General features: G+C 69.0%; 30 protein-coding genes. 14 read left to right on the top strand and 16 right to left on the bottom strand.

The genetic code is table 11. The features are described from left to right. From G7B71_RS05695 to dnaK, 3 genes are all read right to left on the bottom strand, one after another. Positions 1–760 (bottom strand): toll/interleukin-1 receptor domain-containing protein (locus tag G7B71_RS05695; protein WP_166038764.1); only part of this gene is annotated, 760 nt, incomplete at its 3' end. A gap of 101 nt (positions 761–861) precedes the next feature. Continuing rightward, a complete protein-coding gene (gene dnaJ / locus G7B71_RS05690; RefSeq protein WP_166038774.1) occupies positions 862–1977 on the bottom strand; it encodes a molecular chaperone DnaJ in 1116 nt (371 codons plus the stop codon). A 151-nt stretch (positions 1978–2128) separates the two neighbouring features. Then, positions 2129–4048, bottom strand: coding sequence for a molecular chaperone DnaK (gene dnaK / locus G7B71_RS05685; RefSeq protein WP_166038762.1), 1920 nt, complete (start codon positions 4046–4048; stop codon positions 2129–2131). Between the two features lie 130 nt (positions 4049–4178). Here dnaK and G7B71_RS05680 point away from each other — a divergent pair, with 130 nt between their 5' ends. The 4 genes from G7B71_RS05680 (at position 4179) to G7B71_RS05665 (ending at position 6778) form a co-directional block, all read left to right on the top strand. Next, on the top strand, positions 4179–4625 hold the full coding sequence (locus G7B71_RS05680) for a copper chaperone PCu(A)C (protein WP_166038760.1): 447 nt from the start codon (positions 4179–4181) through the stop codon (positions 4623–4625). A 12-nt stretch (positions 4626–4637) separates the two neighbouring features. Then, on the top strand, positions 4638–5102 hold the full coding sequence (locus G7B71_RS05675; RefSeq protein ID WP_166038759.1) for a vgr related protein: 465 nt from the start codon (positions 4638–4640) through the stop codon (positions 5100–5102). A 108-nt stretch (positions 5103–5210) separates the two neighbouring features. Continuing rightward, positions 5211–6035 carry a cytochrome b/b6 domain-containing protein gene (locus G7B71_RS05670; protein ID WP_166038757.1) on the top strand — a complete coding sequence of 275 codons (825 nt, stop codon included), beginning with the start codon at positions 5211–5213 and terminating at the stop codon, positions 6033–6035. Beyond that, positions 6035–6778, top strand: a complete 744-nt coding sequence (locus G7B71_RS05665; protein ID WP_166038755.1) for a molybdopterin-dependent oxidoreductase — start codon at positions 6035–6037, stop codon at positions 6776–6778. Before G7B71_RS05670 ends, G7B71_RS05665 begins: the two co-directional genes overlap by 1 nt. Positions 6779–6927: 149 nt before the next feature. Here the strand turns inward: G7B71_RS05665 and grpE are convergent, their stop codons facing one another. The 4 genes from grpE to G7B71_RS05645 form a co-directional block, all read right to left on the bottom strand. Then, the gene (grpE, locus tag G7B71_RS05660; protein ID WP_166038753.1) at positions 6928–7479 is read right to left on the bottom strand and encodes a nucleotide exchange factor GrpE; all 552 of its coding nucleotides are present in this window, start codon (positions 7477–7479) and stop codon (positions 6928–6930) included. Further along, positions 7476–8513, bottom strand: a complete 1038-nt coding sequence (gene hrcA, locus G7B71_RS05655; RefSeq protein WP_166038751.1) for a heat-inducible transcriptional repressor HrcA — start codon at positions 8511–8513, stop codon at positions 7476–7478. Before hrcA ends, grpE begins: the two co-directional genes overlap by 4 nt. A 112-nt stretch (positions 8514–8625) precedes the next feature. After that, positions 8626–9105 carry a DUF6438 domain-containing protein gene (locus G7B71_RS05650; protein WP_243406119.1) on the bottom strand — a complete coding sequence of 160 codons (480 nt, stop codon included), beginning with the start codon at positions 9103–9105 and terminating at the stop codon, positions 8626–8628. Positions 9106–9178: 73 nt separating this feature from the next. Further along, positions 9179–9376, bottom strand: a complete 198-nt coding sequence (locus G7B71_RS05645) for a hypothetical protein (RefSeq protein ID WP_166038747.1) — start codon at positions 9374–9376, stop codon at positions 9179–9181. Between the two features lie 80 nt (positions 9377–9456). On the opposite strand from G7B71_RS05645, the gene rph reads away from it, so the two are divergent. From rph to hemW, 3 genes are read left to right on the top strand one after another with little or no spacing between them, the layout of a single operon-like run. Beyond that, positions 9457–10176: a ribonuclease PH gene (gene rph, locus G7B71_RS05640; protein ID WP_166038745.1), complete on the top strand. Its 720-nt coding sequence runs from the start codon at positions 9457–9459 to the stop codon at positions 10174–10176. Further along, positions 10173–10838: an RdgB/HAM1 family non-canonical purine NTP pyrophosphatase gene (gene rdgB / locus G7B71_RS05635; protein WP_166038743.1), complete on the top strand. Its 666-nt coding sequence runs from the start codon at positions 10173–10175 to the stop codon at positions 10836–10838. The genes rph and rdgB overlap by 4 nt, the downstream gene beginning before the upstream one ends. Positions 10839–10851: 13 nt before the next feature. Then, positions 10852–12096, top strand: coding sequence for a radical SAM family heme chaperone HemW (hemW, locus tag G7B71_RS05630; protein WP_166038741.1), 1245 nt, complete (start codon positions 10852–10854; stop codon positions 12094–12096). On the opposite strand, the gene G7B71_RS05625 is transcribed toward hemW, so the two are convergent. Then, a complete protein-coding gene (locus tag G7B71_RS05625; protein WP_166038739.1) occupies positions 12093–13265 on the bottom strand; it encodes a penicillin-binding protein activator in 1173 nt (390 codons plus the stop codon). The genes hemW and G7B71_RS05625 overlap by 4 nt on opposite strands. A 12-nt stretch (positions 13266–13277) precedes the next feature. Between G7B71_RS05625 and rsmI the strand changes: the two genes are divergently transcribed. The 4 genes from rsmI to G7B71_RS05605 all read left to right on the top strand — a co-directional run bounded on the left by rsmI (position 13278) and on the right by G7B71_RS05605 (position 16139). Continuing rightward, entirely contained in the window at positions 13278–14123 is an 846-nt protein-coding gene (gene rsmI, locus G7B71_RS05620; protein WP_166038737.1) for a 16S rRNA (cytidine(1402)-2'-O)-methyltransferase, read from the top strand. Further along, positions 14120–14473, top strand: coding sequence for a YraN family protein (locus G7B71_RS05615; protein ID WP_166038735.1), 354 nt, complete (start codon positions 14120–14122; stop codon positions 14471–14473). Before rsmI ends, G7B71_RS05615 begins: the two co-directional genes overlap by 4 nt. A gap of 106 nt (positions 14474–14579) precedes the next feature. Next, positions 14580–15527, top strand: coding sequence for a glutathione synthase (gene gshB / locus G7B71_RS05610; RefSeq protein ID WP_166038733.1), 948 nt, complete (start codon positions 14580–14582; stop codon positions 15525–15527). Beyond that, positions 15528–16139: a DedA family protein gene (locus G7B71_RS05605; protein ID WP_166038731.1), complete on the top strand. Its 612-nt coding sequence runs from the start codon at positions 15528–15530 to the stop codon at positions 16137–16139. It abuts the gene before it with no gap. Here G7B71_RS05605 and G7B71_RS05600 read toward each other — a convergent pair. The 3 genes from G7B71_RS05600 to fsa all read right to left on the bottom strand — a co-directional run bounded on the left by G7B71_RS05600 (position 16136) and on the right by fsa (position 18322). Further along, positions 16136–17059: a tyrosine-type recombinase/integrase gene (locus G7B71_RS05600; protein ID WP_243406118.1), complete on the bottom strand. Its 924-nt coding sequence runs from the start codon at positions 17057–17059 to the stop codon at positions 16136–16138. The two genes, G7B71_RS05605 and G7B71_RS05600, sit on opposite strands and share 4 nt — an antisense overlap. Then, positions 17044–17604, bottom strand: coding sequence for a DUF484 family protein (locus G7B71_RS15635; RefSeq protein ID WP_243406117.1), 561 nt, complete (start codon positions 17602–17604; stop codon positions 17044–17046). Before G7B71_RS15635 ends, G7B71_RS05600 begins: the two co-directional genes overlap by 16 nt. Before the next feature lie 64 nt (positions 17605–17668). Beyond that, positions 17669–18322 (bottom strand): fructose-6-phosphate aldolase, encoded by a 654-nt coding sequence (fsa, locus tag G7B71_RS05595; protein WP_166038727.1) that lies wholly within the window; start codon positions 18320–18322, stop codon positions 17669–17671. A gap of 82 nt (positions 18323–18404) precedes the next feature. Between fsa and G7B71_RS05590 the strand changes: the two genes are divergently transcribed. Then, positions 18405–19742, top strand: coding sequence for an MATE family efflux transporter (locus G7B71_RS05590; protein WP_243406116.1), 1338 nt, complete (start codon positions 18405–18407; stop codon positions 19740–19742). 103 nt (positions 19743–19845) lie between these two features. Here the strand turns inward: G7B71_RS05590 and G7B71_RS05585 are convergent, their stop codons facing one another. Continuing rightward, positions 19846–20529: a DUF4197 domain-containing protein gene (locus G7B71_RS05585; RefSeq protein WP_166038725.1), complete on the bottom strand. Its 684-nt coding sequence runs from the start codon at positions 20527–20529 to the stop codon at positions 19846–19848. Positions 20530–20628: 99 nt separating this feature from the next. On the opposite strand from G7B71_RS05585, the gene G7B71_RS05580 reads away from it, so the two are divergent. Then, positions 20629–22794 (top strand): primosomal protein N', encoded by a 2166-nt coding sequence (locus G7B71_RS05580; RefSeq protein ID WP_166038723.1) that lies wholly within the window; start codon positions 20629–20631, stop codon positions 22792–22794. A gap of 10 nt (positions 22795–22804) precedes the next feature. On the opposite strand, the gene G7B71_RS05575 is transcribed toward G7B71_RS05580, so the two are convergent. Both G7B71_RS05575 and G7B71_RS05570 read right to left on the bottom strand, forming a co-directional pair. Continuing rightward, a complete protein-coding gene (locus tag G7B71_RS05575) occupies positions 22805–23077 on the bottom strand; it encodes a hypothetical protein (RefSeq protein WP_166038721.1) in 273 nt (90 codons plus the stop codon). 274 nt (positions 23078–23351) lie between these two features. Beyond that, a complete protein-coding gene (locus G7B71_RS05570; protein ID WP_166038719.1) occupies positions 23352–23789 on the bottom strand; it encodes a DUF488 domain-containing protein in 438 nt (145 codons plus the stop codon). Between the two features lie 85 nt (positions 23790–23874). Here G7B71_RS05570 and trmFO point away from each other — a divergent pair, with 85 nt between their 5' ends. Next, a complete protein-coding gene (trmFO, locus tag G7B71_RS05565) occupies positions 23875–25221 on the top strand; it encodes a methylenetetrahydrofolate--tRNA-(uracil(54)-C(5))-methyltransferase (FADH(2)-oxidizing) TrmFO (RefSeq protein ID WP_166038717.1) in 1347 nt (448 codons plus the stop codon). 23 nt (positions 25222–25244) lie between these two features. On the opposite strand, the gene G7B71_RS05560 is transcribed toward trmFO, so the two are convergent. Then, positions 25245–25694 carry an EF-hand domain-containing protein gene (locus G7B71_RS05560; protein WP_166038716.1) on the bottom strand — a complete coding sequence of 150 codons (450 nt, stop codon included), beginning with the start codon at positions 25692–25694 and terminating at the stop codon, positions 25245–25247. Between the two features lie 84 nt (positions 25695–25778). Beyond that, a complete protein-coding gene (locus G7B71_RS05555; RefSeq protein WP_166038714.1) occupies positions 25779–26423 on the bottom strand; it encodes a squalene/phytoene synthase family protein in 645 nt (214 codons plus the stop codon). Positions 26424–26425: the final 2 nt, after the last annotated feature.

The following is a 26425-nucleotide window of genomic DNA, read 5'->3' as shown; positions in this document are numbered from 1 at the left end:
CCGCGAGGCGCGCGGCGGCGGCCTCGGCAGCGAGGCGCTCGCGCTCCTTCTTCTCGGCGCGGCGACGCTGCTTCTCGGCCGCGGCGGCGGCCTTGCGCTGCTCTTCCGCGGCGCGGGCGGCGGCGGCCGATTGCGCCGCCGACTCCCGCTCGCGCTCCTCGGCGCTCACCTGCGGCGACGCCTTGAGGTTGAGCAGCTCGCGGATGCTCGCGGCGAATTCGGACAGCGCCTGCTGGACCTGCTCGTCCTGGAGGTTGCGCAGGCGATAGCGGCTGTAATCGAACCATTGTCGCGCCTCGAGCGCAGCGAGCACGGAAGGATCGTGGGGTTCGACGCCGGTCACGTCGATCAGAAGGATCGGCAGGATCCGGCCGCGCCGCGGGAGATCGGGATGGGCGCGGTAGATGTCCTGCTCGCGCTCGAGGAAGATCGACACCTCGCGCGAGCACCATTCGGACTGGATGAAGTTGGGCGTGATGATCGGGATGAAGAAGGTCGCGTCGGCCAGCGACGTGCGGATCTCGCGCTCCCACTCGGCGCCGTGGACGATCGCCGCGGCGTCCTGGAATATCTGGACGCGTTCCTTGCCGTAGAGCTGCTGGACCTCGGCCATCAGCAGCTTGCGCAGGTTGCTGAGCTTGCCGAAGGACAGCTCGTCGTCCTGGCGCGAATAGCTCCAGAAGCCGACCGGCCTCAGCCGGACCCGCTCGCGGGCCGCGATGCCGGAGTCTGCAATGGTGTCGCCGCCGGTCGAAGCCATGGCCGCACCCCCTGGCGCGGGCCGGCGGCGTGCCCCGGCGTCGAGCGACTCGCGCGAAGCGCGGGAGTATAGCCTAAAATGCCGCCGAACGTGACCCGGCGTCAGCCGAGCATCGTCTTGATCTTCTGGAAGAAGCCCTGCGCCTCGGGGCATTCATCGCCGGTCTCGGTGCAGCGGAACTCCTCGAGCAGCTCCTTCTGGCGCGCGGTGAGCCTGGTCGGGGTCTCGACATGGACCTCGATCACCATGTCGCCATGGCCGCGGCTGTTGAGCACCGGCATGCCGCCGCCGCGGATTCGGACCTGCTTGCCCGACTGCATGCCGGCGGGGATCTTCACCTCGTGCGGCTTCTTGTCGAGGCCGGGCACCTGGATCGAGCCGCCCAGCGCCGCGGTGGTGAAGCTGACCGGGCAGCGCGCGAACAGGGTCGAGCCGTCGCGCTGGAACACCGCGTGCCGGGCCATGTGCAGGAAGATGTAGAGATCGCCCGGAGGGCCGCCGCGGACCCCGGCCTCGCCTTCGCCGGCGAGACGGATCCGGGTGCCCTCGTCGACTCCGGCCGGGATGGTGACCGACAGCGACTTGCGCTTCTGGACGCGGCCGTCGCCGTGGCAGGCTGTGCACGGATCTGCAATCACCTCGCCGACGCCGTGGCAGCTCGGGCAGGTCTGCTCGAGAACGAAGAAGCCCTGGCGCGCACGCACCTGGCCGCGGCCGCCGCACAGATTGCACTGGCGCGCCGAGGTTCCCGCCTTGGCGCCGGAGCCGTCGCACGGCTCGCACTTGGCGGTGCTGTCGATGGTGACGTCGACCGATTTGCCGGCGAAGGCGTGCTCCAGCTCGATCTCGAGGTCGTAGCGCAGGTCCGAGCCGCGCCGCACATTGGTTCGGCGGTCGCTGCCGCGGCCGGCATTCATGAACTCGCCGAAGACGGTCTCGAAAATGTCGTTGAACTGGCCGAAATCCTGGGCGCCGTGGCCGTTGCCGCCATTCTGGAAGGCGGCCTTGCCGAAGCGGTCGTAGGCCGCGCGCTTCTGCGGATCCTTGAGGCAGTCATAGGCCTCGCTGATCGCCTTGAACTTCTCCTCCGAGACCTTGCAATTGGGATTGCGGTCCGGATGGCACTCCATCGCCAGGCGGCGATAGGCGGACTTGATGGCCTTGTCGTCGGCGCTGCGTTCGACCTGCAGCAGCTCGTAATAATCAGCGTCAAGCATACTCACACCCTCTCCCCTTCAGGGGAGAGGAGGGGCTGCGGCACAGCCCCGGAGAGGGGAAGATCCGTCACCATGGAACTACCTTCATCGCCTCTCTCACAGCCCCCTCTCCCCGGCCCTCTCCCCGCAAGCGGGGAGAGGGAGGAAGATCTTAGCCCTTGTTCTCGTCGACCTCGGAATATTCGGCGTCGACGACATCCTCGTCGCCGGCGGCCGCGGTCTGCGCCTCGCCGGCCTGTTCGGCACCCGGCGAGGCCTGGGCCTGCTGGTCCTTCTCGTAGATCGCCTGGCCGAGCTTCATCGCCGACTGGGCGAGGGCCTGCGCCTTGGTCTTGATCGTCTCGGTGTCGCCGCCCTCGAGAGCGGTCTTCACCTCGGCGACGGCGCCCTCGATCTCGCCCTTCAAACCGGCATCGATCTTGTCGCCATGCTCCTCGAGCTGGCGCTCGGTCGAATGGACAAGGCTCTCGGCATTGTTCTTGGCCTCGGCCGTCTCGCGGCGCTTCTTGTCTTCCTCGGCGAACTGCTCGGCCTCACGGACCATGCGCTCGATGTCGGAATCCTGGAGGCCGCCCGACGCCTGGATGCGGATCTGTTGCTCCTTGCCGGTGCCCTTGTCCTTGGCGTGGACGTTGACGATGCCGTTGGCGTCGATGTCGAAGGTGACCTCGATCTGCGGAACACCGCGCGGCGCCGGGGGAATGCCGACCAGGTCGAACTGGCCGAGCATCTTGTTGTCCGCGGCCATCTCGCGCTCGCCCTGGAAAACGCGGATGGTCACCGCATTCTGGTTGTCCTCAGCGGTCGAATAGGTCTGCGACTTCTTGGTCGGGATGGTCGTGTTGCGGTCGATCATCCGGGTGAACACGCCGCCCAGGGTCTCGATGCCGAGCGACAGCGGGGTCACGTCGAGCAGAAGAACGTCCTTGACGTCGCCCTGAAGGACACCGGCCTGGATGGCGGCGCCCATGGCGACGACCTCGTCCGGGTTGACGCCGGTGTGCGGCTCCTTGCCGAAGAACTCCTTCACGACCTCACGGACGCGCGGCATGCGGGTCATGCCGCCGACGAGGACAACCTCGTCGATGTCGGCGCCCTTCACGCCGGCATCCTCGAGCGCCTTCTTGCAGGGCTCCAGAGTGCGCTTGATGAGGTCGCCGACGAGGCGCTCGAGATCGGCGCGGGTGATCGACTTGACGAGGTGCTTCGGCCCGTTCTGGTCGGCGGTGATGAAGGGCAGGTTGACCTCGGTGGTCTGAGCCGAGCTCAGCTCGATCTTGGCGCGCTCGGCGCCTTCCTTGAGGCGCTGAAGGGCGAGACGATCGTTGCGGAGGTCGATGCCTTCCTGCTTCTTGAACTCGTCCGCGAGGTAATCGACGATCTTGGCGTCGAAGTCCTCGCCGCCGAGGAAGGTGTCGCCGTTGGTCGACTTCACCTCGAACACGCCGTCGCCGATCTCGAGGATCGAGATGTCGAAGGTGCCGCCGCCGAGGTCGTAGACGGCGATGGTCTTGCCGTCATTCTTCTCGAGGCCATAGGCGAGCGCCGCCGCGGTCGGCTCGTTGATGATGCGCAGCACCTCGAGGCCGGCGATCTGGCCGGCGTCCTTGGTCGCCTGGCGCTGGGCGTCGTTGAAGTAGGCGGGGACGGTGATCACCGCCTGGGTGACGGTCTCTCCGAGATAGGCCTCGGCGGTCTCCTTCATCTTCTGGAGGATGAAGGCGCTGATCTGCGACGGGCTGTAATCCTTGCCGCCGGCATTGACCCAGGCGTCGCCGTTCGGGCCCTTGGAAATCGTGTAAGGAACGAGCTCCATGTCCTTCTTGGTCATGGGATCGTCGAAGCGGCGGCCGATCAGGCGCTTCACCGCGAAAACCGTGTTGTCGGGATTGGTGACCGCCTGGCGCTTGGCCGGCTGGCCGACGAGCCGCTCACCCTCCTTGGTGAAGGCGACGATGGATGGCGTGGTGCGCGCGCCTTCCGCATTCTCGATGACCTTCGCGGTGCCCCCTTCCATGACGGCAACACAGCTGTTGGTCGTGCCAAGGTCGATGCCAATAACTTTAGCCATATCTCAGCCTCTTCGCCCCTCTAAATACTCGTTCGTCTCCCGCCCGTTAGCGGCGCGGAAGCTTGTTACCGGGCCGATATAGGTGCCGTTGCGGTTGCGACAAGAAGTCCCCGCCCATAGGGAACGACCCATGTTCGGACGGTTTCTCGCAGCCTCGCCGCTGGTCATCCTCGCCGCCTGTCAGGGAACCCCGCAACAGCCGGCCGTGACGGTCACCGACTTGGTGGTGACGGTGCCCGCCGTGCCGGGCGGGCCGGGCGCCGGCTATTTCACCTTGCGCGGCGCGGGCGGCGGCGGAACCCTGCTGGCGGTGGCCAGCCCGCGCGCCGAGCGGATCGAGCTTCACGAGACCCGCAGCGAAGGCGGCATGACCCGAATGGTCGCCATCGAGCGGGTCGCGGTCGTGGACGACGAGGTCCGCTTCGAGCCGGGCGGCAAGCATGCCATGCTGTTCGGGGTCGATCCGGCGCTCAAGGTCGGCGACCGACTCAACCTCACCTTCACCTTCGAGGGCGCTCCGGCAGTCACGGTCGAGGCGGATGTACGCGGCCCCGGCCAGGCGCATGCGAATCACTAAGGGCCGGCCGCGATGACCCGGCGTCCCCTCACCCCCGGCGAGCGCGAGATGGCGCGGACTGTGTTCGGCGAGGCGATCGACTATGCGCCGGTCACGATGAACCGGCGCAAATGGTTTCTCTTCCAGCCGCCCAAATATGTGATGTCGCCGGACGGCCATATCTGGGTCCATCCCGGCGCTCCGGAGAAATGGGCGGAGGATTATGCGACCGCCCGGCCCGGGCTGCAGGAGCTGTTCATCCACGAAATGACCCATGTCTGGCAGGCCCAGACGCGCGGCAAATGGTACCTGCCGCTGATGCGCCACCCCTTCTGTCGCTACGATTACCAGTTCGTGCCGGGGAAGCCGTTCAGTTGGTACGGGCTCGAGCAGCAGGCCGAGATCGTCCGCCATGTGTGGATGTGGCGCATGGGCCGAGCGCCGCTCGGGGCGCCTCCGCTCAAGGACCTGGAACCGCTCCTCCCGTTCGGTCCCTAGCCGTCATTCCCGCGTAAGCGGGAATCCAGCTGCTCTTCTTCGACCTTCTGAAAGAAGCTGGATCCCCGCTTTCGCGGGGATGACAAAGAGGGCTAAGCTCGTTGTCGGATGGATGAACCCGCCGCCACGCCGCGCCTGGTCAAGCGCCACCGGCTTTCGACGCGCCTCTGGCACTGGGTCAACGCGCTCGCGGTCATCGTCATGCTGATGAGCGGGCTGATGATCTTCAACGCCCATCCGCGCCTCTATTGGGGGCAATATGGCGCCAATGCCGACCCGGCCTGGCTGCAGATCGGCAGCGACGGCCAAGGCGGCTTCGTCAAGCTGGGCAGCGCGCGGATCGGCACGACCGGCGTGCTCGGGCGGTGGACCGACGGCGAGGGCCGAGTCCAGAACCGCGCCTTCCCCGGCTGGGCGACCATCCCGTCGACCTACAATCTCGCGGCGGCGCGGCGCTGGCATTTGTTCTTCGCATGGGTCCTGGGCGTCGGCCTGCTCGTCTTCCTGGTCCGTGCCGTGTGGAACCGGCACGCGCAGAGCGACCTCCGGCCGCGATTGAACGAGCTCGCGCCGCGCCATCTGTGGCGCGAGATCAAGGACCATGCCCGGCTGCGCTTCCCGACCGGCGAGGCGGCGTTGCGCTACAACAGCCTGCAGAAGCTCAGCTATTTCGGCGTGATCTTCATCCTGCTGCCGCTCGTCATCCTCACAGGGCTCACCATGTCGCCCGGAGTGAACGCGGCCTGGCCGTGGCTGCTCGACCTGTTCGGCGGACGCCAGTCGGCGCGCTCGATCCATTTCATCGCCGCGATTCTGCTGGCGCTGTTCCTTGTGGTCCACGTGGTCATGGTGGTCCTCGCGGGGCCGATCAACGAGCTGCGCGCGATGATCACCGGCTGGTACCGCGTCCCCCAGCCGAAGGAGGCGGATTGATGATCAGCCGGCGCGCGCTCATCATCGGCGCCGGCGGCCTTGGAGTCGCGGGCTGCGACCGCCTCAACGAGAGCGAGCGCTTCCGCTCGGTGCTTCGCTCGGCGGAGGGCCTCAACATGCGCGCCCAGCGGCTGGTCATGGCCCGCGACGCGCTCGCCCGCGAATACAGCGCGGCGGACATCTCGCCGGTGTTCCGTCCCAACGGCACGATCATGCCGAGCACGCCGGAATATCAGGGCCTCGCCGCCGGCCGCTTCGCCGACTGGCGGCTGACCGTCGACGGGCTGGTGCGGCGGCCGCTGTCGCTGTCGCTGGGCCAAGTCCAGCGATTGCCGCGGCGCACGCAGATCACCCGTCACGACTGCGTCGAGGGCTGGTCGGCGATCGGCAAGTGGACCGGCGCCGTGCTCGGGCCGATCCTCGACGCAGCCGGGCTGCGCGACGAGGCGCGCTACATCGTGTTCCACTGCATGGACCGGTTCGGGCCGCGGCCTTATTACGAAAGCATCGACCTGATCGACGCCTTCCACCCGCAGACCATCCTCGCCTACGCACTCAACGACCAGGTGCTCCCCGTCGCCAACGGAGCGCCGCTGCGCCTCCGAGTCGAGCGCCAGCTCGGCTACAAGCACGCCAAATATCTGCACCGCATCGAGGCGCGGGCGACGCTGACTGACCTTTATGGCGGGCGCGGCGGCCTGTGGGAGGATACCACCGATTATGAGTGGTATGCCGGGATCTAGCTATCCTCCCTGTCGCCGCAGGCGATGGGGAGGGGGACCGCCGAAGGCGGGGGAGGGGCTCGGCGTGAGGCTCGAACAGCCCCGCCACCACTCGCTTCGCGAGCGGTCCCCCTCCCCATGCAGCCATGCTGCACAGGGAGGGATAAGGGTCAGTCCGGCTTCTTGGCGACGCCGACGAGGGCGGGGCGCAGGAGGCGGTCCTTGATCGTGTAGCCGGGCTGGAGCTCCTGGACGATCGTGCCGGGGGCTTCGTCGCTGGGCACTTCCAGCATGGCCTGGTGCTTGTTCGGATCGAGGCTCTGGCCCAGGGATTCGACGCGGGCGATGCCGTGGCGCTGGAACACGCTGTCGATCTCGCGAGCGGTCGCCTCGATGCCGGTGAGCAGGCCCTTGAGGCGCTCGTCGCTGCGCAGCTCGTCGCCAACGGTGGCGAGCGCGCGCTCGAGATTGTCCTTCACCGACAGGATGTCGCGGGCGAAGGAGGTCGCGGCATAGGCCTGGGCGTTCTGCTTCTCCTGCTCCAGGCGGCGGCGGACATTCTGGGTCTCGGCCTGGGCGTAGAGGACGTGCTGGCGCACTTCCTCGAGCTCGCGCTCGAGCTCGCCGAGGCGGTCGAGGTCGGCGTTGGCCGCCTCGTCACCCGAACGCTCTTCGTCGAGGATTTCCTGATCGGCGCTCTGCTTCTCGTTTTCGTCAATCATCCCATCAATCTCGACAATGTCTTGGCTGTGAAGTCCACCATGGGCACGACCCGCGCGTAGTTCAACCGAGTCGGGCCGATCACGCCGACGACTCCGACGACCTTGCCGTCGCCGCCGCGATAGGGCGCGGCGATCACCGACGAGCCGGACAGGGCGAACAGTTCGTTCTCGCTACCGATGAAAATCTTCATGCCGGCGCCGGCGCGGGCGCGGTCGAGCAGGCGGGCGATCTCCTCCTTGCCCTCGAGCTCGCCGAGCAGCTGGCGGACCCGCTCGAGGTCGGCGGCCGCCTCGGGATCGATGAGGTTGGCCTGGCCGCGCACGATCAGCACCGGGCGGCGCGCGCCGTCCTGCGACCAGACGGCGAGGCCCTGGGCGACGAGCTGCTGTGCGGCTTGGTCGAGCGCGGCCTGACCGTCGCGGATCTCCGCGCCGAGCCGTGCCTGAGCCTCGCGCAGGGTCAGGCCGGAGAGGCGCGCGCTGATATAGTTGCTCGCCTCGTTGAGGGCGGAGACGCTGACTCCCGCGGGCAGATCGATGACCCGGTTCTCGACCGAGCCGTCGGCGCCGACCAGCACCGCCAGCGCCTGGCGCGGCGACAGCGGCACGAAGGCGAGCTGGCGAAGCACCGGCTCCTCCTTCGGCACCAGCACGATGCCGGCGCAGGCGGACAGGCCGGAAAGCGCCGCGGTGGCGTTGCTGATCGCCTCCTCGATCGGTCCACTGCGGTCGATCAGCCCCTCGATCGCGGCGCGCTCCTGGGGCGTCGGCTCGGCGGCCTGCATGATGCCGTCGACGAACAGGCGAAGGCCGTGCTCGGTCGGGATCCGGCCGGCCGAGGTGTGCGGCGCGGCGAGCAGGCCCGCCTCCTCGAGATCCTGCATGACGTTGCGGATCGACGCCGGCGAGAGGTTGAGGGTCGAAGTGCGCGCGATGGTGCGCGAGCCGACCGGGTGGCCGGAATCGAGATAGGATTCGACGACCAGACGGAAGATGTCCCGCGCGCGTTCGCTCTGCTCGACGATCGACGACATGGCCGGTGATGTAGGTTCACTGTCATTCCCGGGAAAGCGGGAATCCGGCTGCCCTCGCCGCTCGCCACCCCTGAATAGGAAGTTGGATCCCCCCTTTCGCGGGGATGACAAACTAGTTGCGGCCGAGGATCGGCAGCAGGCGCGGCGCTTCGGTGAGGCGGTCGGCGATGGCGCGGTTCCGCTCCATGTCGCAGCCATAATAGAAATAATAGCTCTGCGAGTTGCCGATCGGGCTGAACCAGGTGACCTCGGCGGACGGCAGGTCGGTCGCCATCTGGCGGCACGCCTCGCCCGATATCCGCACCGAGCCTTCCGCCGGGCGGAGCGGCGCGAGCTGGGCGGCGAAGGCGCGATATTGCTCGGGCGTGATGCGGAAGCTGCGCTCGCCGGTCACCGCGGTGAAGCGCCGCCCCTCGAACGTGCCGGCGCCGTCAGGGCTGACGGTCACGCGGTAGACCGGGCACGCGCCGAAGCAGGGGCCGGTCTCGTAGCTGATCGATTCCGACTCGATCGGGATCGGCCGGTCCGCCATCGTCGTACAGCCGGCCGCACCGGTCATCAGCAACACCGCGCTCGCCACTCGCTTCAACACGCGCTTCGCTCCTCTCGCCATGATTTCGGAGGCGCAATGAAGGCGCCCTGCTGAACGGTGGATGTCCGGCGGGTCAGAGGCTGCGACGGCGCCAGCCCACGATGATCAGCAAGAGGCCGATTCCGGCGAGGACGAGACCGTAGGTCACCCACCGGTCGGCGCCGAGCATGAAGCTGCCCGACGGCCAGTCGATAATCCCCGCGCCCTGCCCTGCGAACAGCAGACCCGCGGCAAGAAGCAGCACCCCGACGAACGTGACCAAGCCTTTCATAACGCTGCCTCCCACCATGGCTGGTGCCGAGCCGGCCGAGGGGTTAAAGGCCCCGGGCCAGCAGCAACCGGAGCCAGTTTATGCGTCCCTCAGGCCGTGCGCCAGACCAGATGCGCACCATCGTCATGGAGCCGGGATTCACCCGCCACGCCGAGGGCAGCTGCCTGGTGAGCTTCGGCGACACCCGAGTCCTGTGCACGGCGTCGCTCGAAGGCGGAATCCCCGGCTGGCTGCGCGGCAAGGGCCAGGGCTGGGTCACGGCCGAATATGGCATGCTGCCCCGCGCCACCCACACGCGCGGCCGGCGCGAGGCGGCGGCGGGCAAGCAGTCGGGCCGAACCCAGGAGATCCAGCGGCTGATCGGCCGCTCGCTTCGCGCCGTCGTCGATCTTCCGGCGCTCGGCGAGCGCCAGATCACCGTCGACTGCGACGTGATCCAGGCCGACGGCGGCACCCGTACGGCGGCGATCTCCGGCGCCTGGGTGGCGCTTCGGCTCGCAGTGAACAAGCTGATGGTCGAACAATCGCTGCCGCGCGACCCGATCCTTCGCAAGGTCGCGGCAGTGAGCTGCGGAATCCATGACGGCAATGCGGTGCTCGATCTCGATTATGTCGAGGACAGCGCGGCCGGCTGCGACGGCAATTTCGTGCTGACCGACGACGGCAACATCGTCGAGGCGCAGGTGACCGCGGAAGGCGAATGCTATGACGAGGAGGGCCTGCTGCGCCTCCTCCGGCTCGCGCGGATCGGCTGTGCGGAGATTTTCGCGGCTCAGGAGAAAGCGGTGAGCGGACGATGACCGAGGTTTCGCGCAAGCTGGAGCCGGGCCGGCTCGTCATCGCCAGCCACAACAAGGGCAAGATCCGCGAGATCGCGGCTCTGCTCGGCCCCCATGGGATCGAGCCGGTGTCGGCGGCCGACCTCGACCTGCCCGAGCCGGAAGAGACCGGCACCAGCTTCATCGACAATGCCGATCTGAAGGCGCGCGCGGCGTGCGACCTGTCGGGCATGGTCGCGCTCGCCGACGACAGCGGTCTGTGCGTCGAGGCGCTCGGCAACCGGCCGGGCATCTTCTCGGCGCGCTGGGCGCTCAACGGCAACTCGCACGTGCCGCCGGAGGACGAACCCGGCCATGTCGAGGGCGACCGCGACTTCATGCGGGCGATGCAGCGCGTCCATGACGAGATCCAGGCGCTGGGGCCGGAGGCGGCCGAGAACCTCAACGCGCATTTCGTCTGCGCGCTCGCGGTGGTCTGGCCGGACGGCCACAGCGAATGGTTCGAGGGCCGGGTCGACGGCACCCTGGTATGGCCGCCGCGCGGCACCAACGGCTTCGGCTACGACCCGATGTTCGTTCCGGCAGGCCACGACCAGACGTTCGGCGAGATGGACCCGGACGCCAAGCACCGCATCAGCCACCGCGCGGATGCGTTCAGGAAGCTCGTGGAGGCCTTGTTCTGATCGAACGGCAAGAATGAACGTTACTTCCTTGTCATCCCCGCGAAAGCGGGGATCCAGTTTCTTCTCCGGCGAGCACGACACAAGGCAGCTGGATTCCCGCTTTCGCGGGAATGACAGGTCGGAGGATCTGGCGCTCTACGTCCACTGGCCGTTCTGCGTCTCGAAATGTCCCTATTGCGACTTCAACAGCCATGTCCGCGAGAGCATCGACCAGGCGGCGTGGCGCGAGGCGCTGCTCCAGGACCTGGCGCATGAGGCGGCGCTGCTGCCCGGGCGGCGGCTGACCTCGATCTTCTTCGGCGGCGGCACGCCGAGCCTGATGGAGCCGGCCACCGCAGCCGCCCTGATCGACGCCGCGGCGGGGCATTGGCAGGTAGCCGGGGACGTCGAGGTCACGCTGGAGGCGAATCCCTCATCGGTCGAGGCGGCGCGCTTCGCCGATTTGGCGGCGGCGGGCGTGAACCGGGTGTCGCTGGGCCTACAATCGCTCGACGACCAGGCGCTCGCCTTCCTCGGCCGCGCCCATGACGTGGACGAGGGGCTCGCCGCTCTGGCGACCGCCCAGCGCGTGTTCGGCCGGGTCAGCTTCGACCTCATCTACGCCCTCCCCGGCCAGTCCGCCGCCGCATGGGAAGAAGAGCTGCGCCGGGCACTGAGCTTCGGCACGGACCACCTGTCGCTCTATCAGCTCACCATCGAGCCGGGCACGCGCTTCGCCGCGCTCGCCGCCAAGGGCGAGCTGCCGGAGACCGATCCCGATTTCGCCGCCGAGCTGTTCGAGTTGACGGCCGCGATCACCGCCGACGCCGGCCTGCCGCGCTACGAGGTGTCCAACCATGCGCGGCCGAGCCAGGAGAGCCGCCACAACCTCACCTACTGGCGGATGTGCGATTATGCCGGCGTCGGCCCCGGCGCTCACGGCCGCCGCTGCGGCTCCGCGACCCAGCGCCACCGCAAGCCCGAGAACTGGATGGGCGCCCTCGCCCGCAATGGCCACGGCATCGTCGAGGAACGCGCGCTGACCGCTCAGGAGCGCGCGGTCGAGGCGCTGCTGATGGGCCTTCGCCTGCGCGAAGGCGTCGACCTCGCCGACATATCCGGGCGCACCGCCCTGCCCATCCCCGCCTTCCTCGACGAGCCGGCGGTGGACCGGCTCGCCGACCGGGGCCTGCTGCGCCGCGATCAGGCGCGGCTTGCGGTCACGCCCGAAGGCCTGCTGCTGCTCGACTCGATCCTGGCCGAGATCGTCCGCGCCTAGTCGAAGCTGGTCGGCGCCGGCGAGACGACGGTGAAGCCGGTCGCGGTGAGCTGGCGCACCTCGAGCGCCCGGTCGGCGACTCCGTCGCGGCCGAAGCGGAACGCGCCGTCGACCCCGACGAAGCCCTGGCGGTCGCGAAGCTCGCCTTCCGGGAAGGGACGGCCGAGCGGCCAGTTCGCAGCGATCCGGATCGCGAGCAGGGTCGCGTCATAGCCGAGGCTGGCGAGACGATAGGGATCGCGGTTGTAGCGGGCGCGGTAGCGGGTGCGAAGCTGGTTGAACAACGTGTCCGAAGCGGCGGCATACCAGGCGCCGCGGAGCTGGGCGTTGCCGCCGCCATTGGCCTCGGCCGCCCACAATTCGGTGCCGAGGATGCGCAGGTCGCGGTTGTCGCCGCGCACCAGCGGCACCGCCTGCACCGCCGTGCGGGTGCCGTCGGCGAGCAGAACGGCGTCATAGGGCCCAAGGCGGCGGAGGGTCGCGGCGCCTTCGCGAAGCGGCGCCGCGCCGCGCTCGTAGCTCTGGGTGCCGACGAACTCGCCGCGCGCCTCGCGCACCGAGACTCGCATCGAGTCGCTGACGCGAGCGCCGTAGACTCCCGAGGGGACCAGGGCGGCGAAGCGGTTCACGCCCTGGCCGCGGGCATAATTCACGACGCGGTCGACCGACTGGCCGGGATTGAGGCCCATCAGGTAGACGCCTTCGCCGGCGACGGCGACGTCGTTGGAGAAGCTGACCACTGGCACGTCGGCCGCCGCAGCGATCGGCGCGACCACGCGCACGTCCTCGGCGAGCAGCGGCCCCAGGATCAGGCCCGCCCCTTCCGCGATCGCCGTCGTCGCTGCCTGCGCGGCGCCGGGACCGGTGTCGTAGGCGAGGATCCGGATGCGCTGCCCGCCGGTGTCGGCGAGCGCGAGATTGGCCGCGTTTAGGAGCGACTGGCCGAGCTGCGACGCAGAGCCGGTGAGCGGCACAAGCACCGCGACCCGGTTCAGAGTCTCGCCCGGAGGCAGGCGCGAGATCGGCTGGACGGGTTCCGGCTGGCGCACCGGCTCGATCGGCCGCTGGGCGCGCGGGGTGCAGCCGGCGATCGCGACCGACAGAAACGCCAGGCCAATCAACCGGAGCGCCGAGCGGCGCGCTTGCGGGCGGGACGACGGCAATGCCATGACGGACACCTCATGAATGACCAGAAACTCGAGCCCGGCCTCTATATCGTTGCGACCCCGATCGGCAATCTGTCCGACCTGTCGCCGCGCGCCGCGATGGTGCTGGGCGCGGCGGACGTCATCGCGGTCGAGGACACGCGCGTGACAGCGCGCCTGCTCCAGCATGTCGGCAGCCGCCGGCCGATGACGCCCTATCACGATCACAATGCCGAGCGGGTGCGGCCGGGCCTAGTCGCGCGGATGGCGACGGAAGCGGTGGCGCTGGTGTCGGACGCGGGCACGCCGCTGATCTCCGACCCCGGCTACAAGCTGGTCCGCGACGCCCGAGCGGCGGGAGTGACGGTAACCACGATTCCCGGCCCGAGCGCGGCGATCGCGGCGCTGACTCTGGCCGGGCTGCCCACCGACCGTTTCGCCTTCCATGGTTTCCTGCCCGCCAAGCCGGGCGCCCGCGCTGCGGCCATCGCCGAAGCCGGCGCCTTCCGTGGCACCCTGGTCTTCTACGAGAGCGGGCCGCGCCTGGGGGCCACGCTTGCTGCGCTTGCCGACGGGCTCGGCGAGCGTGACGCCGCCGTGGCCCGCGAGATCAGCAAGAGGTTCGAGGAGACGGTGACCGGGACGCTGGCCGAACTCGCCGTGCGCTATGCGGAGCTCGAGCCGAAGGGCGAGATCGTTATCGTCGTCGGCCCTCCGGGCGAGGCGCCGCCAGCCGCGGAGGAGGAAGTCGAGGCGGCATTGCGCGACGCCCTCGCCCGGCTCCCCGCCGCGAAAGCCGCCGGGGAGGTCGCCAAGCGCTTCGGCGCGGACCGGAAGGCGCTTTATGCCAGGGCGATGCAGATCAAGGACGAGGCCAAGTGAGGGACCGCCGCGCGGCCGAGAAGAGCGGGCGCGACGGCGAGACTCGGGCGGCTTTGTTCCTGCGCGCCAAGGGCTGGCGAATCCTCGACAAGCGCGTGCGCACGCCGCTCGGCGAGATCGACCTCGTCGCCAAGCGCGGCAATCTCGTCGCCTTCGTCGAGGTGAAGACCCGGAGGACCACCGACGAGCTCGACTTCGCGATCGACGAGCACCGCCTCTCGCGGGTCGCCGCGGCGGCGGAGATGCTGATGCCGCGCTATGCCGGGCCGGGCGACGACGTGCGCATCGACGTCGTGCTGATCGCGCCGCGCGCCTGGCCCCGCCACATCGAGAATGCCTGGATCGGCTAAACCCACAAAGCGTTCGGGCTGAGCTTGTCGAAGCCCTGCCCTTCCCTTTACGGCGCCAAGACAAGGACAGCCCTTCGACAAGCTCAGGGCGAACGGGAGATTGCGAGTGTCCCTCACCGTCGCGGTCCAGATGGACCCGCTCGAATCGATCAACATCGCGGGGGATTCGACCTTCGCGCTGATGCTGAGCGCGCAGGCGCGCGGGCACCGGCTGTTCCACTACCAGGCCGACCATCTGAGCTACCGCGACGGTAGGGTTTGGACGCAGGCTCACCCGGTCACGGTGCGGCGCGAGCATGGCAATCATTTCAGCTTCGGCGACCCTGCGATCCTCGACCTCGGCCGCGACACCGACGTCGTGCTGATGCGCCAGGACCCGCCCTTCGACCTCGGCTACATCACCGCCACCCACCTGCTGGAGCGGATCCAGGGCCAGACCCTGGTGGTCAACGACCCCGCCGCGGTGCGCAACGCACCGGAGAAGGTATGGGTGCTCGATTTCGCCCGCTTCATGCCGCCGACCGTGATCACGCGCTCCCTTAGCGTCGCCCGGCAATTCCTTGAGGAGCATGGCGAAATCGTCGTGAAGCCGCTCCATGGCAATGGCGGCAAGGCGATCTTCAAGGTCGGCCGCGACGGCGCCAACCTGTCGTCGCTGATCGAGCTGTTCAACACCGCCTATCGCGAGCCGCACATGGTCCAGGCGTTCCTCCCCGAGATCGCCGAGGGCGACAAGCGCATCGTGCTGGTCGACGGCGAGGTCGCGGGGGCAATCAACCGGCTGCCCGGGGCGGGCGAGATCCGATCCAACCTCGCGGTCGGCGGCAAGGCGGCGAAGACCGAGCTCACCGAGCGCGAGCGCGAGATCTGCGCAGCGCTGGGGCCGGAATTGAAGGCGCGCGGGCTGATCTTCGTCGGAATCGACGTGATCGGCGGCAAGTGGCTGACCGAGATCAACGTCACCTCGCCGACCGGGATCGTCGCGATCGACCAGTTCAACGGCACCGACACCGCCGGCCGAATCTGGGACGCGATCGAAGCCAAGGTCCGCTGAATGGACCGCTGGGTCATCGATTTCATCGACTGGGCGGGCTATCCGGGGATCTTCGTCCTGATGCTGCTCGAGACGGTGTTCCCGCCGATCCCGTCGGAGGTGATCATGCCCGTCGCCGGCGCCCGTGCCGCGACCGGCGACATGACCCTGGCCGGAGTCGCGATTGCCGGCACCGCGGGGGCGATGGTCGGCAACCTGTTCTGGTTCGTCGTCGCCGCATCGCTCGGCGAGGCGAAGTTCCGGCTCTGGGTCCAGCGCTACGGCCGTTGGCTGACTCTCGACTGGTACGACATCAAGCGAGTCCAGAAGGCGTTCGGGCGGTGGGGCGGAATCCTGGTGTTCACGGGAAGGCTGGTGCCGACGATCCGCTCGGTGATCTCCTTTCCCGCCGGCCTCGCCGGCATGGACCTGCTCAAATTCCTGATCTGGTCGGGCATGGGCACGGCGATCTTCAGCGCCGCTCTGGCGGCCGCGGGCTTCCTGCTCGGCTCGTCGTTCGAGAATGTCGACAAGGTGATGGGACCGATCTCGTCGGGAATCTTCATCCTGATCCTGCTGCTCTACGTGTACCGCCAAGCGACCTGGACCCGCAGGCAGAAGAAGCGGGGCTAAGCCCGCGGATGGGCGTTGCGGTAGACGTCCATCAGATGGGCGGTATCGACCGCGGTGTAGATCTGGGTCGAGCTGAGGCTGGCATGGCCGAGCAGCTCCTGGAGCGCGCGCAGGTCGGCGCCGCGGCCGAGCAGGTGGGTGGCAAAGCTGTGGCGCAAGGCGTGCGGCGTCGTCCTTTCCCCTAGCCCCAGGTTGCGACGCGCGTTGCGAACGGCGCGGCGAACCATCTCTCCGTTGAGCGGACCGCCCCGGGCGCCGCGAAACAGCAGCTCGTCGCGGCTGGTGCCGTAGGGGCAGAGCTGGACGTAGCGCTCGATCGCCTCGCGGACCTGCGGGAGGAGCGGCACGCGCCGGGTCTTCGCGCGCTTGCCGGTGACGGTGAGAACGTCGCCCAAGGGCAGCGCCGCGCCGGTGAGGCCGAGCGCCTCGGCGACCCGCAGGCCGCCGCCGTAGAGGAGCAGCAGGATCGCCCAGTCGCGCGCCGCGATCCACGGCTCGGACGCGCCGTCGGCCGCCTCCTCGGCGAGCCGCACAGCATCGTCCGGCGCGATCGGCCGCGGCACCGTCCGCGCCTGCTTGGGTCCCTTGAGCCGCGGCACATTGGCCTGCTCGCCCGCTTCCGCCGCCGCGAAGGCGAGGAAGGCGCGCGCGGCGGACAGCTCGCGCGCGGCCGAGCTGTTGGCGAGGCCCTGGGACCGGCGCACGGCGAGAAAGGCGCGAAGGTCGGCCGGGGTCAGTTCACGCAGGGCTGCGGAGGCGACCGCGCCACCGAGATGGCCTTCGAGAAAGTCGATCAGGCGGTGCGCGGTCGCGACATAGGCGCGCACGGTGTGAACCGAGCGGCGGCGCTCCTTGAGGAGATGGTCGTGCCAGCGTGCCGCCAGCGCCCGCGCCGGCGAGGCGCTCAGGGGATCAGCCACCGGTCCAGGCAACGGGTCAGGACGGAACCGAGGAAGAGGAGCAGCTCCGAGCCGTGGCGGGTCTCGAAGCCCTGGCCGCCGCGCTGGCCGAGCGCGAGCAGACCGTTGGGAAGTGGCGGCTTGGCCTTCAGAGTGACCAGCGCCTCGGCGCGGATCAGCTCGCAGGCAGGCCCGAACAGGGGATGGCCGCGCTCGGTCGCGCGCAGCACGACGCCGTCGATCCCCTCGATCGAGCGGGCAATCACCCGCGGCTCGACGAATTGCAGGCCGGACGCGTCGGCGCGAAGGCCGGTATCGCCGGCGAACAAGGCCATCGCCACCGCGTCGAGGCCGAGCATCTGCGGCCATTCCTGGGTGACGATATGGATCAAGTGGTCGAGCCCTTCGGCCTCGATCACCGCGAGCACGGCCTCATGGATCGAGGCGACCGCGCCGGAATGACCGCGCGCGAAGGCGATCAGGTCCTGATTCGCTTCCTCGGCCGCCGCGATGCGCGCGCGCAGAGACGCAAGCGCGTGGTCCTCGAAGCTCAACACCCTTCCCATGGCGCCGAGCTTACGCCGATCATGGTTAAGAAGAAATCCTCCCCGGGATGGGAGGATCCGGGGGTCAGCCGATCGCTTGGCCGGTCTTGGCCCAATCGTCGAGGAAGGCCTTGATGCCGTTGTCGGTGAGCGGATGCTTGAACAGCTGGCGGATCACGGACGGAGGCGCCGTCATGACGTCGGCGCCGATCTTGGCGGCCTCGACCACGTGGATCGGGTTGCGCACGGACGCGACGAGGATCTGCGTGTCGAAACCGTAATTGTCGTAGATGGTGCGGATGTCGGCGATGAGATCCATGCCGGAGAAGCCGACATCGTCATGGCGTCCGACGAAGGGCGAGATGAAGGTCGCACCGGCCTTGGCCGCGAGCAGCGCCTGGTTGGCGGTGAAGCAGAGCGTGACGTTGACCATCGTGCCGTCGGCGGTGAGCTTGCGGCAGGTCTTGAGGCCGTCGATGGTGAGCGGGACCTTGACGGCGATATTGTCGGCGATCTTCCGGACGATCTCCGCCTCGCGCATCATCCCGTCGTGATCGAGAGCGACGACCTCGGCCGAAACCGGGCCGGGGACGATCGCGCAGATTTCTTTCACCACCTCGAGGAAGTCGCGGCCCGCCTTGTGGATCAGCGAGGGGTTGGTGGTCACGCCGTCGAGCAGGCCGGTTTCGGCCAGGTCGCGGATCTCGGCGGTGTCGGCGGTGTCGACGAAGAATTTCATGTGGGGACGGGCCTCGCTTGGAAAGGGATTGGCGCCCTTCTAATCACGTGCCGCATCGGGCGCGAGGGGTGACCGGCAGGCAATGCAACACGCGAAGGGATTTGTTGGCGACGCTGGCCTGCACCGGGCGATCTGGGCAATCGCGCTGCCGGCGATGCTGACCAACCTCGCGACCGCCTTGTTCGGAATCGCCGACCTGTGGGTGATCGGGCGGCTCGGCGAGGTCGATGCGCAGGCCGGAGTCGAGGTCGGCGCCAAGTTCATGATGGGCCTGCTCGTCGTGTTCAACTTCCTGCGCACCGGAACGATCGCGCTGACCGCACAAGCGGCCGGGCGCGGCGACGAGGCCGCTCAGGCCGAGACGCTCGTGCGCGCGATCGGCCTGTCGCTGCTGATCGGGATCGTGTTGCTCCTGCTCATGCCGGTCGCCATCCCGTTCGGAATCGACCTGCTCAGCGCCGGCGGCGGCGTGGCAGCCGAGGCCTCGACCTATGTCGGCATCCGCTACTGGGGCGGCGTTCTCTGGCTGGCCAATGCGGCCGTGGTCGGCTGGTTGATCGGGCGCAAGCGGGTGCGCGCGGTGCTCGCGATCGAGGTCGCTGCGAACGTCATCCATATCGGCCTCGACCTGCTGTTCGTGCTCGGCTTCGGCTGGGGCGTCGCGGGAGTCGCAGCCGCCACCTTGCTTTCGGAATTCGGCAAGCTCGCGGCCGCTCTCGTCGTCGCGGGGCGCGAGCCGCCCTTCGCCGGCGTCTTCACGCTCGCAGGCCAGGCCGAGACCTGGAGCCGGACCGCGCTCGGCCAGCTCTTGCGGCTCAACCGCGACCTGTTCCTGCGCACCCTGCTTCTGACCGCGGCGATCCTGCTCATCACCCGCGACGGCTCGCGCGAAGGGCCGCTGGTGCTCGCCGCCAATGGCATCATCTATCAATTCTTCATCCTGTCGGCGCTGATCCTCGACGGGTTCGAGAGCGCGGCGCAGGTGCTGTGCGGCGAGGCCGCCGGCGCCCGCGACCGCCGCCGCTTCGAACGCATCGCCGGTGCCTGCATTATGTGGGGCCTCGGCCTCGGCGCGGTGATCAGCCTGCTCTATGTCGCCTTCGGAGCTTCTCTCGCGGCGACGTTCAGCACCAACGAAGCGGTGATCGCGACCACCCTCGCCTATTTGCCCTGGGCGATGCTGATGCCGCTGCTCGGCGTCACCTCCTACGTCTTCGACGGAATCTATATCGGCGCGACCTGGACCCGAGCGATGCTGGTGACGATGGCAGCCGCCTTCGCGGTCTACGGCCTGCTCCTGTTCGTCACCGGCCCGCTCGGCAATCACGGCCTGTGGCTCGCCTTCTGCGCCTTCCTGGTCGCCCGCGCCGCGGGACAGGCCCTGCTGATGCCGCGGCTGAGCCGGGCGAGCTTCGCCTAGCCTTATCGCCGGCTACCTGAGCCTGTCGAAGGCCTCTCCTTCTTTCTGGCGCGGAAAGAAAAGAAGGGCTCTTCGACGAGCTCAGGGAAGTCGAGTGGTGGGATTAGCGCAGCAGCCCGAACATGCTTGTGATGAGCGGATCGTTGGCGCTTTGCGGATTGGCGCGGATGGCGGCTTCCTCGCGGCCGATGGCGCGGTAGATGCCGTTGGCGGCGGCTTCGGAGACGTGGCGCTGGAGGCCGGCGAAGCTGATCCCGGTCGCCGCCTGGACGACCTGGTTGACGATGCCGTTGTCGAACAGGCGAAGCGCGTTGCCCACGCCCGGGAACATCGCGTCGACGATCGCGGTGCCCATGGCGCGCTGGAGGAAGTCGGTCGCCGCGGTCGGGCCGCCTCGCACCAGCGCCATCGCGTCGCCGATCGTCATGTTGCGGATCGAATCATAGACGACCGGCGCCGCCGCTTCGGCTGCGTTCGCTGCCGCGCGGTTCATCACGCCGAGCAGCTGATTCTGCACCGCCGGCGAGCGCAGCAGGGCAGAGGCGATGCCGCCGGCGCCGGCAAGCTGCGGCGGCAGCGGCACGCGAGCGAGCTCGTCGGAGAAGAAGCCGTTGTCGGTGAGCAGGTTCGCGAAGGCCCGCTGCGACGAGACGGTGAGCAGGCGGCGAAGGGCATTCTCGAAGCCGAAGCCCCCGAGGTCGCCGAGCGTAGTGCAGGCGGGGAGCGTCGCCAGCGGGAGCGCGGCGACGGCGAACATCAGGCGGCGGCGGGTAAGCAACGGGTCCATTGGACGGGTCCTCGATCGTGACGCGCACAGAACGTTGCCGGGCGGCGAGTGGTTTCGCCGCCTTGCCTTTTCGCGGCGCGCTCCCGATTGAGGCGGCGCATGTCGCGCGTCCGCGTCCTTCTCCTGAACGCCGCCCTGGGGCCGCTCGATTATCGGGCGCCGGCCGGAGTCGACGTGCCCGCGGGTTCGGCGGTGGTCGTGCCGCTGGGGCCGCGCCAGGAGCTTGGCGTCGCGTGGGAGCCGGAGCGGCTGCCGGCGAATGAGATCGACGAGGCGCGGCTGCGGCCCTTGCTCCAGGTGATGGACTCGCCGCCCCTCCCCGCGCCACTTCGGCGGCTAATCGAATGGACGTCGGACTATTATCTCGCGCCGCTGGGCGCGGTGCTGCGCATGGCGCTGCCGTCGACCAGCGCGCTCGGCGGGGCGCGGATCGTCACGGAATATCGGCCGACCGGCGTCTTCCCGGACCGCATGACTCCGCAGCGCGAGCAGGCGCTGGAGCGGATCGTCGGACGCCAGGGCCTGATCGGGGAGCTCGCCGCGGCGGCGGGCGTGTCCGACGCGGTGATCCGCGGGCTGGTGAAGGCGGGAGCGATCGAGGCGGTCGAGGTCTCGACCGACCACCCGTACCCACTCCCCGACCCGGATTTCCATGTGCCGGCGCTGGAGCCTGCTCAGGCCGAGGCCGCGGAGGCACTGCGTGCTTCGGTCCGCGACCGGGCGTTCCAGCCGTTCCTGCTCGACGGAGTCACCGGATCGGGCAAGACCGAGGTCTATTTCGAGGCGATCGCCGAGGCGCTTCGGCAGGGGCGGCAGACGCTCGTTCTCCTCCCAGAGATTGCTCTGACCGAGCCGTTCCTCCAGCGCTTCACAGCCCGCTTCGGCTGCGAGCCGGTCGCCTGGCATTCGGGGCTGAGGCAGTCGCAGCGGCGACGGGCCTGGCGGGCGATCGCTCAGGGCGAGGCCAAGGTGGTCGTGGGCGCGCGGTCGGCCCTGTTCCTGCCCTATCCCGATCTCGGCCTGATCGCGGTCGACGAGGCGCACGAGACCAGCTTCAAGCAGGAGGACGGAGTCCACTATCACGCCCGCGACGTGGCGGTGATGCGCGCCAAGCTGGAGGAGGTGCCGGTCATCCTCGCCTCCGCCACGCCGGCCATCGAGAGCCGCCACCAGGTGGCCCAAGGCGTGTACAAGGAGCTGAAGCTGCCCGAGCGGTTCGGCGGTGCCGAGATGCCGGCGGTCGAGGCATTGAACCTCGTCGCCGATCCGCCGCCGCGCGGGCGCTGGCTCGCCCCGCGCCTGGTCGAGGAGCTCGAGAAGAACCTCGCGGCGGGCGAGCAGTCGCTGCTGTTCCTCAACCGCCGCGGCTATGCGCCGCTGACCCTGTGCCGTCATTGCGGGCATCGCTTCCAATGCCCCAACTGCACCTCGTGGATGGTCGAGCACCGCTTCACCGCGCGTCTCGCCTGCCACCATTGCGGCCATGTCATGCCGGTGCCGCGCATGTGTCCGGAATGCCATGAGGAGGAGAGCCTGGTCGCCTGCGGGCCCGGCGTCGAGCGAATCGCCGACGAGGTCGCGGCTTTGTTCCCGGACGCGCGCACCGCGGTGGTGACCTCCGACACGATCTGGTCGCCGGCCAAGGCCGCCGATTTCGTCGCTCAGATGGAAAGCGGCGCGGTCGACATCGTCATCGGCACCCAGCTGGTGACCAAGGGCTATCACTTCCCCAACCTCACCCTGGTCGGCGTGGTCGACGCCGATCTCGGCCTGTCGGGCGGCGACTTGCGCGCGGCCGAGCGCACCTTCCAGCAGATCCGCCAGGTCTCGGGCCGCGCCGGCCGCGGCGAGAAGCCGGGGCGCGTGTTCATCCAGAGCCACGACCCCGATGCGCCGGTGATCGACGCGCTGGTCCGCGGCGACGTCGACGGTTTCTACGCGGCCGAGACGGACGCCCGCCGCGAGGCCGCGATGCCGCCGTTCGGCCGCCTCGCCGCGATCATCGTGTCATCCGAGAAAGAAGCCGACGCCAAGGAGGCCGCAGCCCGCATCGGCCGTGCCGCGCCGAGCGTGGACAACATGATCGTGCTCGGCCCCGCCCCGGCGCCGCTGGCGATGCTGCGCGGCCGCCACCGGCTGCGCCTGCTCGTCCACGCCAGCCGGAGCATTCCGCTTCAGGACATCGTGCGCGAGTGGCTCGGCGCACTGGAATGGCCGCGCGGCGTCCGGGTCGCCGTCGACGTCGATCCCTATTCGTTTCTGTGAGGCTCGGCGCTCACTGGCCGTAGAGCATGCCTTTCGCGAACATGTCGCCGATGAAGCGGCCGCTGTCGTCCTTGTCGGCGATGGTCTGGAGCAGCTGGATGGTGCGCAGCGCCGGCCCGTCGAAATACCAGGTGAGATTTTCGAAGTGGCACCCCTCGAAATAGGGAAAATCGCCGCCCGAGTAGCGCACGGTCGCCGAGTTGAAGGTGCAGTTGAAGAAGTTGGTGTTGTCGCCGTCGACGGTCTCGCCGGGATTGAAGGTGCGGTCGCGATATTCGGTCATTGGAAGCCTTCGGAAGGGATGAACGCGAGCCGTCGGTCATAAAGCGGCGTCCCCGCTTGTCGAGCGGGTTGGGCCCCGCCCATGTGATCCGCGACCGGCTCGCCGCGCGGCACCAGGGCTGAGGGCGCAGGCGTGCCGCGCCGGGACACGCGATGGGGCCCACGCGGTTGCCGAAATTTGCGAACGGGCGCAGTCTCTTGCCGGGCAGATAGCTCAACGAGAGCGGGCCGCAGATCACGGCTCGATGCAGGCTCGACGCCTGCTCTGCCCACCATCAGGCGAACAGGTCGATCACCTCCGAGTTCCCGGCGATGGCAGCGACCAGCATGCTTCGGTGGCAGTCCGCCGGCTCCCGCTCGTAGCACAGCAGCGCGGTCGGCTGGGCGTCGATGCGGTAGAGGAGGATGGCTGCGGCCGCCTGCGCCTCGGGCAGCTCGAGCTGGCCGGCATAGACACGCTCAAGCGTCGCCTGGTCGCCGCGCTTGGCGGCCTCGCGGCCTTCCTTCGGCGTGCCGAGCGCGCGCAGATGCTCGTAGGCGATGCCCGCTTCCTGGAGGGCGCCGCCGAGCGCCGTCTTGGAGAAGCCGGGCCGCCGCGACGCGGCGACCGCGCGCACGTCGACGACCCGCTCGACGCCCGCAGCCTGAAGCGCCGCGATCAGTTCGGCGACGGTGGTCTGCTCGTAGCCGATGGTGAAGACGCGCCGGGCCATGCCCCCAGGCTACTTCGCCGCGGGCATGAAATGAAGCGGGGATCCGCCCTTCCGCAGCGGCGCTGCAATCCCTATCGAGACGCGCATGACGGATCGGGTTCACATCATCGGCGGGGGCCTCGCGGGCTCGGAGGCGGCATGGCAGCTGGCGCAGGCGGGCGTGCCCGTGCGCCTGTCGGAAATGCGCGGCGGCGGCGACATGACGCCCGCCCATCACACGGATGGGCTGGCCGAGCTGGTCTGCTCCAACAGCTTCCGCTCGGACGATGCCGAGAACAATGCGGTGGGGCTCCTGCACGCCGAGATGCGCGCGCTCGATTCGCTGATCATGCGCTGCGGCGACGCGCACCGGGTGCCGGCGGGCTCCGCGCTCGCGGTCGACCGCGATGGCTTCTCGGAAGCCGTCACCCGCGCCTTGCAGGAGCATCCACTGATCGAGGTGGTGCGCGAGCGGGTCGACGGCCTGCCCGATCATCCCGCGATCATCGCCACCGGCCCGCTCACCGCCGCTCCGCTCGCCGAGTCGATCGCGGCCGCGACGGGGCGCGACTCCCTCGCCTTCTTCGATGCCATCGCGCCGATCGTCTACAAGGACTCGATCGACATGGACGTCGCTTGGATGGCGTCGCGCTGGGACAAGAATGCGGAAGGGTCGGACGGCGACTACATCAATTGCCCGATGACCAAGGAGCAGTATGTCGCCTTCCGCGAAGGCCTGCTCGCCGGCGACAAGACCGAGTTCCGCGAATGGGAGAAGGACACGCCCTATTTCGAGGGCTGCATGCCGATCGAGGTGATGGCGGAGCGCGGCGAGGACACGTTGCGCTACGGCCCGATGAAGCCGGTCGGCCTCGACGATCCGAAAACCGGCCGTTGGCCCTATGCGGTCGTCCAGCTGCGCCAGGACAATGCGCTCGGCACCTTGTGGAATATGGTCGGCTTCCAGACCAAGCTGAAGCATGCCGAGCAGGTGCGGCTGTTCCGCACCATCCCGGGCCTCGAGAATGCCGAGTTCGCGCGACTGGGCGGCCTCCACCGCAACACTTTCCTCAATTCGCCGCAGCTGCTCGACGGATCGCTGCGGCTGAAGGCGGCGCCGCACATCCGCTTCGCCGGCCAGATCACCGGCTGCGAAGGCTATGTCGAGAGCGCCGCGATCGGCCTGCTGGCGGGGCGTTTCGCCGCCGCAGAGCGGGCCGGGCACGACTTGGCGCCGCCGCCGGTGACGACCGCTTTGGGCGCGCTGCTCGGCCACATCACCGGCGGCGCTGATGCCGCGAGCTATCAGCCGATGAACGTCAATTTCGGCCTGTTCCCGCCGGTCGAGGGCAAGGTGAAGAAGGCCGAGCGCAAGAAACGCTACACCGACCGCGCTCGCGAAGCCCTGTCCGACTGGCTGCGCGAGGACGCGCTTGCGGTGAGCTCAGCCTAACCCCGCCGATCTGCGTCAGTTTCTCAGCAGTCGCAGGCCGGCCGCCGCGCGGGGGCCCGCCGCCTTGGAGCGGTGGTCGCATATTCCTCGCGCGTCAACTGCTGGTCGCGGTTGCGGTCGGCCTCGTTGAAGCGGGTGGTGGTGCGGATCGCCCATTCCTCGAATGACAGGCGACCATCGCCATTTGTGTCGAGCCGGGCGAAGGCGCGGCGGCGCGGCTGGTGAAGTTCGCCGAGCGTGATGCGGCCGTTCTTGTCCTTGTCGGCGCGATCGAAGCGGCGCTGCTCCTTGGAGCGGGAATCGGCGGAGGGCGGCGGCGCGGGGCCGTCTTCATCCTCGTCGCTCTCGGCCTGGGCGGTTTGCGGCGGTGGCGGCGGCACGCTCTCCTCGCGCTGCGCCAGGCTCTGCCAATAGAAGAAGCCCGCAAGGATCAGCAGCAAGGCGGCCCCGGCGCCCGCAGCGAAACGAAGCATAAGCTTGTCCCCCTTTTCGGACGACAAGGTTAACGCAAGTATCGGTCAAGTCCAAGCCGGTGCCGAAAAGGACCTTCTTCCCGATCAGATTCCGGTCAGGCGGTGCCGCATCATTCGGGCCGCGCGCGGCGGGCTGCCAGGTTCTTCCCATCGCGCGGGGCCGCGCTCGAGATCGCGTTTAGTCAGCGCCGCGAGCATGCCGAGCGGGCGAAGCGCCTTCGGCCAGCGCCGAGGAAGCGGTCGCTCCCGTGCCGCCGCCAGTGCCGCCTCGGCATCGGTCGCCTCGGTGCTGTGCCGGGCAAGGTCGACGAGCGCCCAGGCCTCGCCTGCCAGCCCGACATCCACGCCGCCGCCGAGCAGTCGGGCGGTGAAGCGAAACAGCAAGGCGCCGCGCGCCGCGGCATAGGCGTCGAGGTCCTCGCGGGTGATCGGCTCATCGCCGGGCAGCAAGGCCCAGCCGGGCTCCATCTCGGCGAGCTCGGCGCCGCGAATGCCGCGGGGCAGCACGTTGCGCGCCAAACCCTCGAGCACCGGTTCCTTCGGCGGCGGCTCCCGGTCGAGCCGTTCCAGCGCCTCGCGCCACCAGGCGAGGCGGATGCGGCTGATCATCGGCTCGCGTCCGGTGGCGAGCACGCGTCCCAGCGCCTCGTCCAGCGCCCACAAGGCATGCACGGCCGCCCGCGCAGGCTCCGGCACGCTTGCCAGAGCCAAAGCGACGTCAGCGTTCATCG

It is taken from the genome of Sphingosinicella sp. YJ22, from assembly GCF_011320075.1.
In the GTDB taxonomy this organism is placed as follows: domain Bacteria; phylum Pseudomonadota; class Alphaproteobacteria; order Sphingomonadales; family Sphingomonadaceae; genus Allosphingosinicella.
This window is presented reverse-complemented; position numbering and strand designations above follow the sequence as displayed.

Coding starts and splice junctions, on each gene's coding strand:
- G7B71_RS05675 (WP_166038759.1), top strand. CDS start 4,638: ATGACCCGGCGTCCCCTCACCCCCGGCGAGCGCGAGATGGCGCGGACT.
- G7B71_RS05585 (WP_166038725.1), bottom strand. CDS start 20,529: ATGGACCCGTTGCTTACCCGCCGCCGCCTGATGTTCGCCGTCGCCGCG.
- G7B71_RS05570 (WP_166038719.1), bottom strand. CDS start 23,789: ATGGCCCGGCGCGTCTTCACCATCGGCTACGAGCAGACCACCGTCGCC.
- G7B71_RS05590 (WP_243406116.1), top strand. CDS start 18,405: ATGCAACACGCGAAGGGATTTGTTGGCGACGCTGGCCTGCACCGGGCG.
- G7B71_RS05575 (WP_166038721.1), bottom strand. CDS start 23,077: ATGACCGAATATCGCGACCGCACCTTCAATCCCGGCGAGACCGTCGAC.
- grpE (WP_166038753.1), bottom strand. CDS start 7,479: ATGATTGACGAAAACGAGAAGCAGAGCGCCGATCAGGAAATCCTCGAC.
- hemW (WP_166038741.1), top strand. CDS start 10,852: ATGAACGTTACTTCCTTGTCATCCCCGCGAAAGCGGGGATCCAGTTTC.
- G7B71_RS05625 (WP_166038739.1), bottom strand. CDS start 13,265: ATGGCATTGCCGTCGTCCCGCCCGCAAGCGCGCCGCTCGGCGCTCCGG.
- dnaJ (WP_166038774.1), bottom strand. CDS start 1,977: ATGCTTGACGCTGATTATTACGAGCTGCTGCAGGTCGAACGCAGCGCC.
- fsa (WP_166038727.1), bottom strand. CDS start 18,322: ATGAAATTCTTCGTCGACACCGCCGACACCGCCGAGATCCGCGACCTG.
- G7B71_RS05605 (WP_166038731.1), top strand. CDS start 15,528: ATGGACCGCTGGGTCATCGATTTCATCGACTGGGCGGGCTATCCGGGG.
- rsmI (WP_166038737.1), top strand. CDS start 13,278: ATGAATGACCAGAAACTCGAGCCCGGCCTCTATATCGTTGCGACCCCG.
- G7B71_RS05555 (WP_166038714.1), bottom strand. CDS start 26,423: ATGAACGCTGACGTCGCTTTGGCTCTGGCAAGCGTGCCGGAGCCTGCG.
- G7B71_RS05560 (WP_166038716.1), bottom strand. CDS start 25,694: ATGCTTCGTTTCGCTGCGGGCGCCGGGGCCGCCTTGCTGCTGATCCTT.
- rph (WP_166038745.1), top strand. CDS start 9,457: ATGCGTCCCTCAGGCCGTGCGCCAGACCAGATGCGCACCATCGTCATG.
- hrcA (WP_166038751.1), bottom strand. CDS start 8,513: ATGTCGTCGATCGTCGAGCAGAGCGAACGCGCGCGGGACATCTTCCGT.
- trmFO (WP_166038717.1), top strand. CDS start 23,875: ATGACGGATCGGGTTCACATCATCGGCGGGGGCCTCGCGGGCTCGGAG.
- G7B71_RS05580 (WP_166038723.1), top strand. CDS start 20,629: ATGTCGCGCGTCCGCGTCCTTCTCCTGAACGCCGCCCTGGGGCCGCTC.
- G7B71_RS15635 (WP_243406117.1), bottom strand. CDS start 17,604: ATGGGAAGGGTGTTGAGCTTCGAGGACCACGCGCTTGCGTCTCTGCGC.
- rdgB (WP_166038743.1), top strand. CDS start 10,173: ATGACCGAGGTTTCGCGCAAGCTGGAGCCGGGCCGGCTCGTCATCGCC.
- G7B71_RS05670 (WP_166038757.1), top strand. CDS start 5,211: ATGGATGAACCCGCCGCCACGCCGCGCCTGGTCAAGCGCCACCGGCTT.
- G7B71_RS05680 (WP_166038760.1), top strand. CDS start 4,179: ATGTTCGGACGGTTTCTCGCAGCCTCGCCGCTGGTCATCCTCGCCGCC.
- dnaK (WP_166038762.1), bottom strand. CDS start 4,048: ATGGCTAAAGTTATTGGCATCGACCTTGGCACGACCAACAGCTGTGTT.
- G7B71_RS05645 (WP_166038747.1), bottom strand. CDS start 9,376: ATGAAAGGCTTGGTCACGTTCGTCGGGGTGCTGCTTCTTGCCGCGGGT.
- G7B71_RS05665 (WP_166038755.1), top strand. CDS start 6,035: ATGATCAGCCGGCGCGCGCTCATCATCGGCGCCGGCGGCCTTGGAGTC.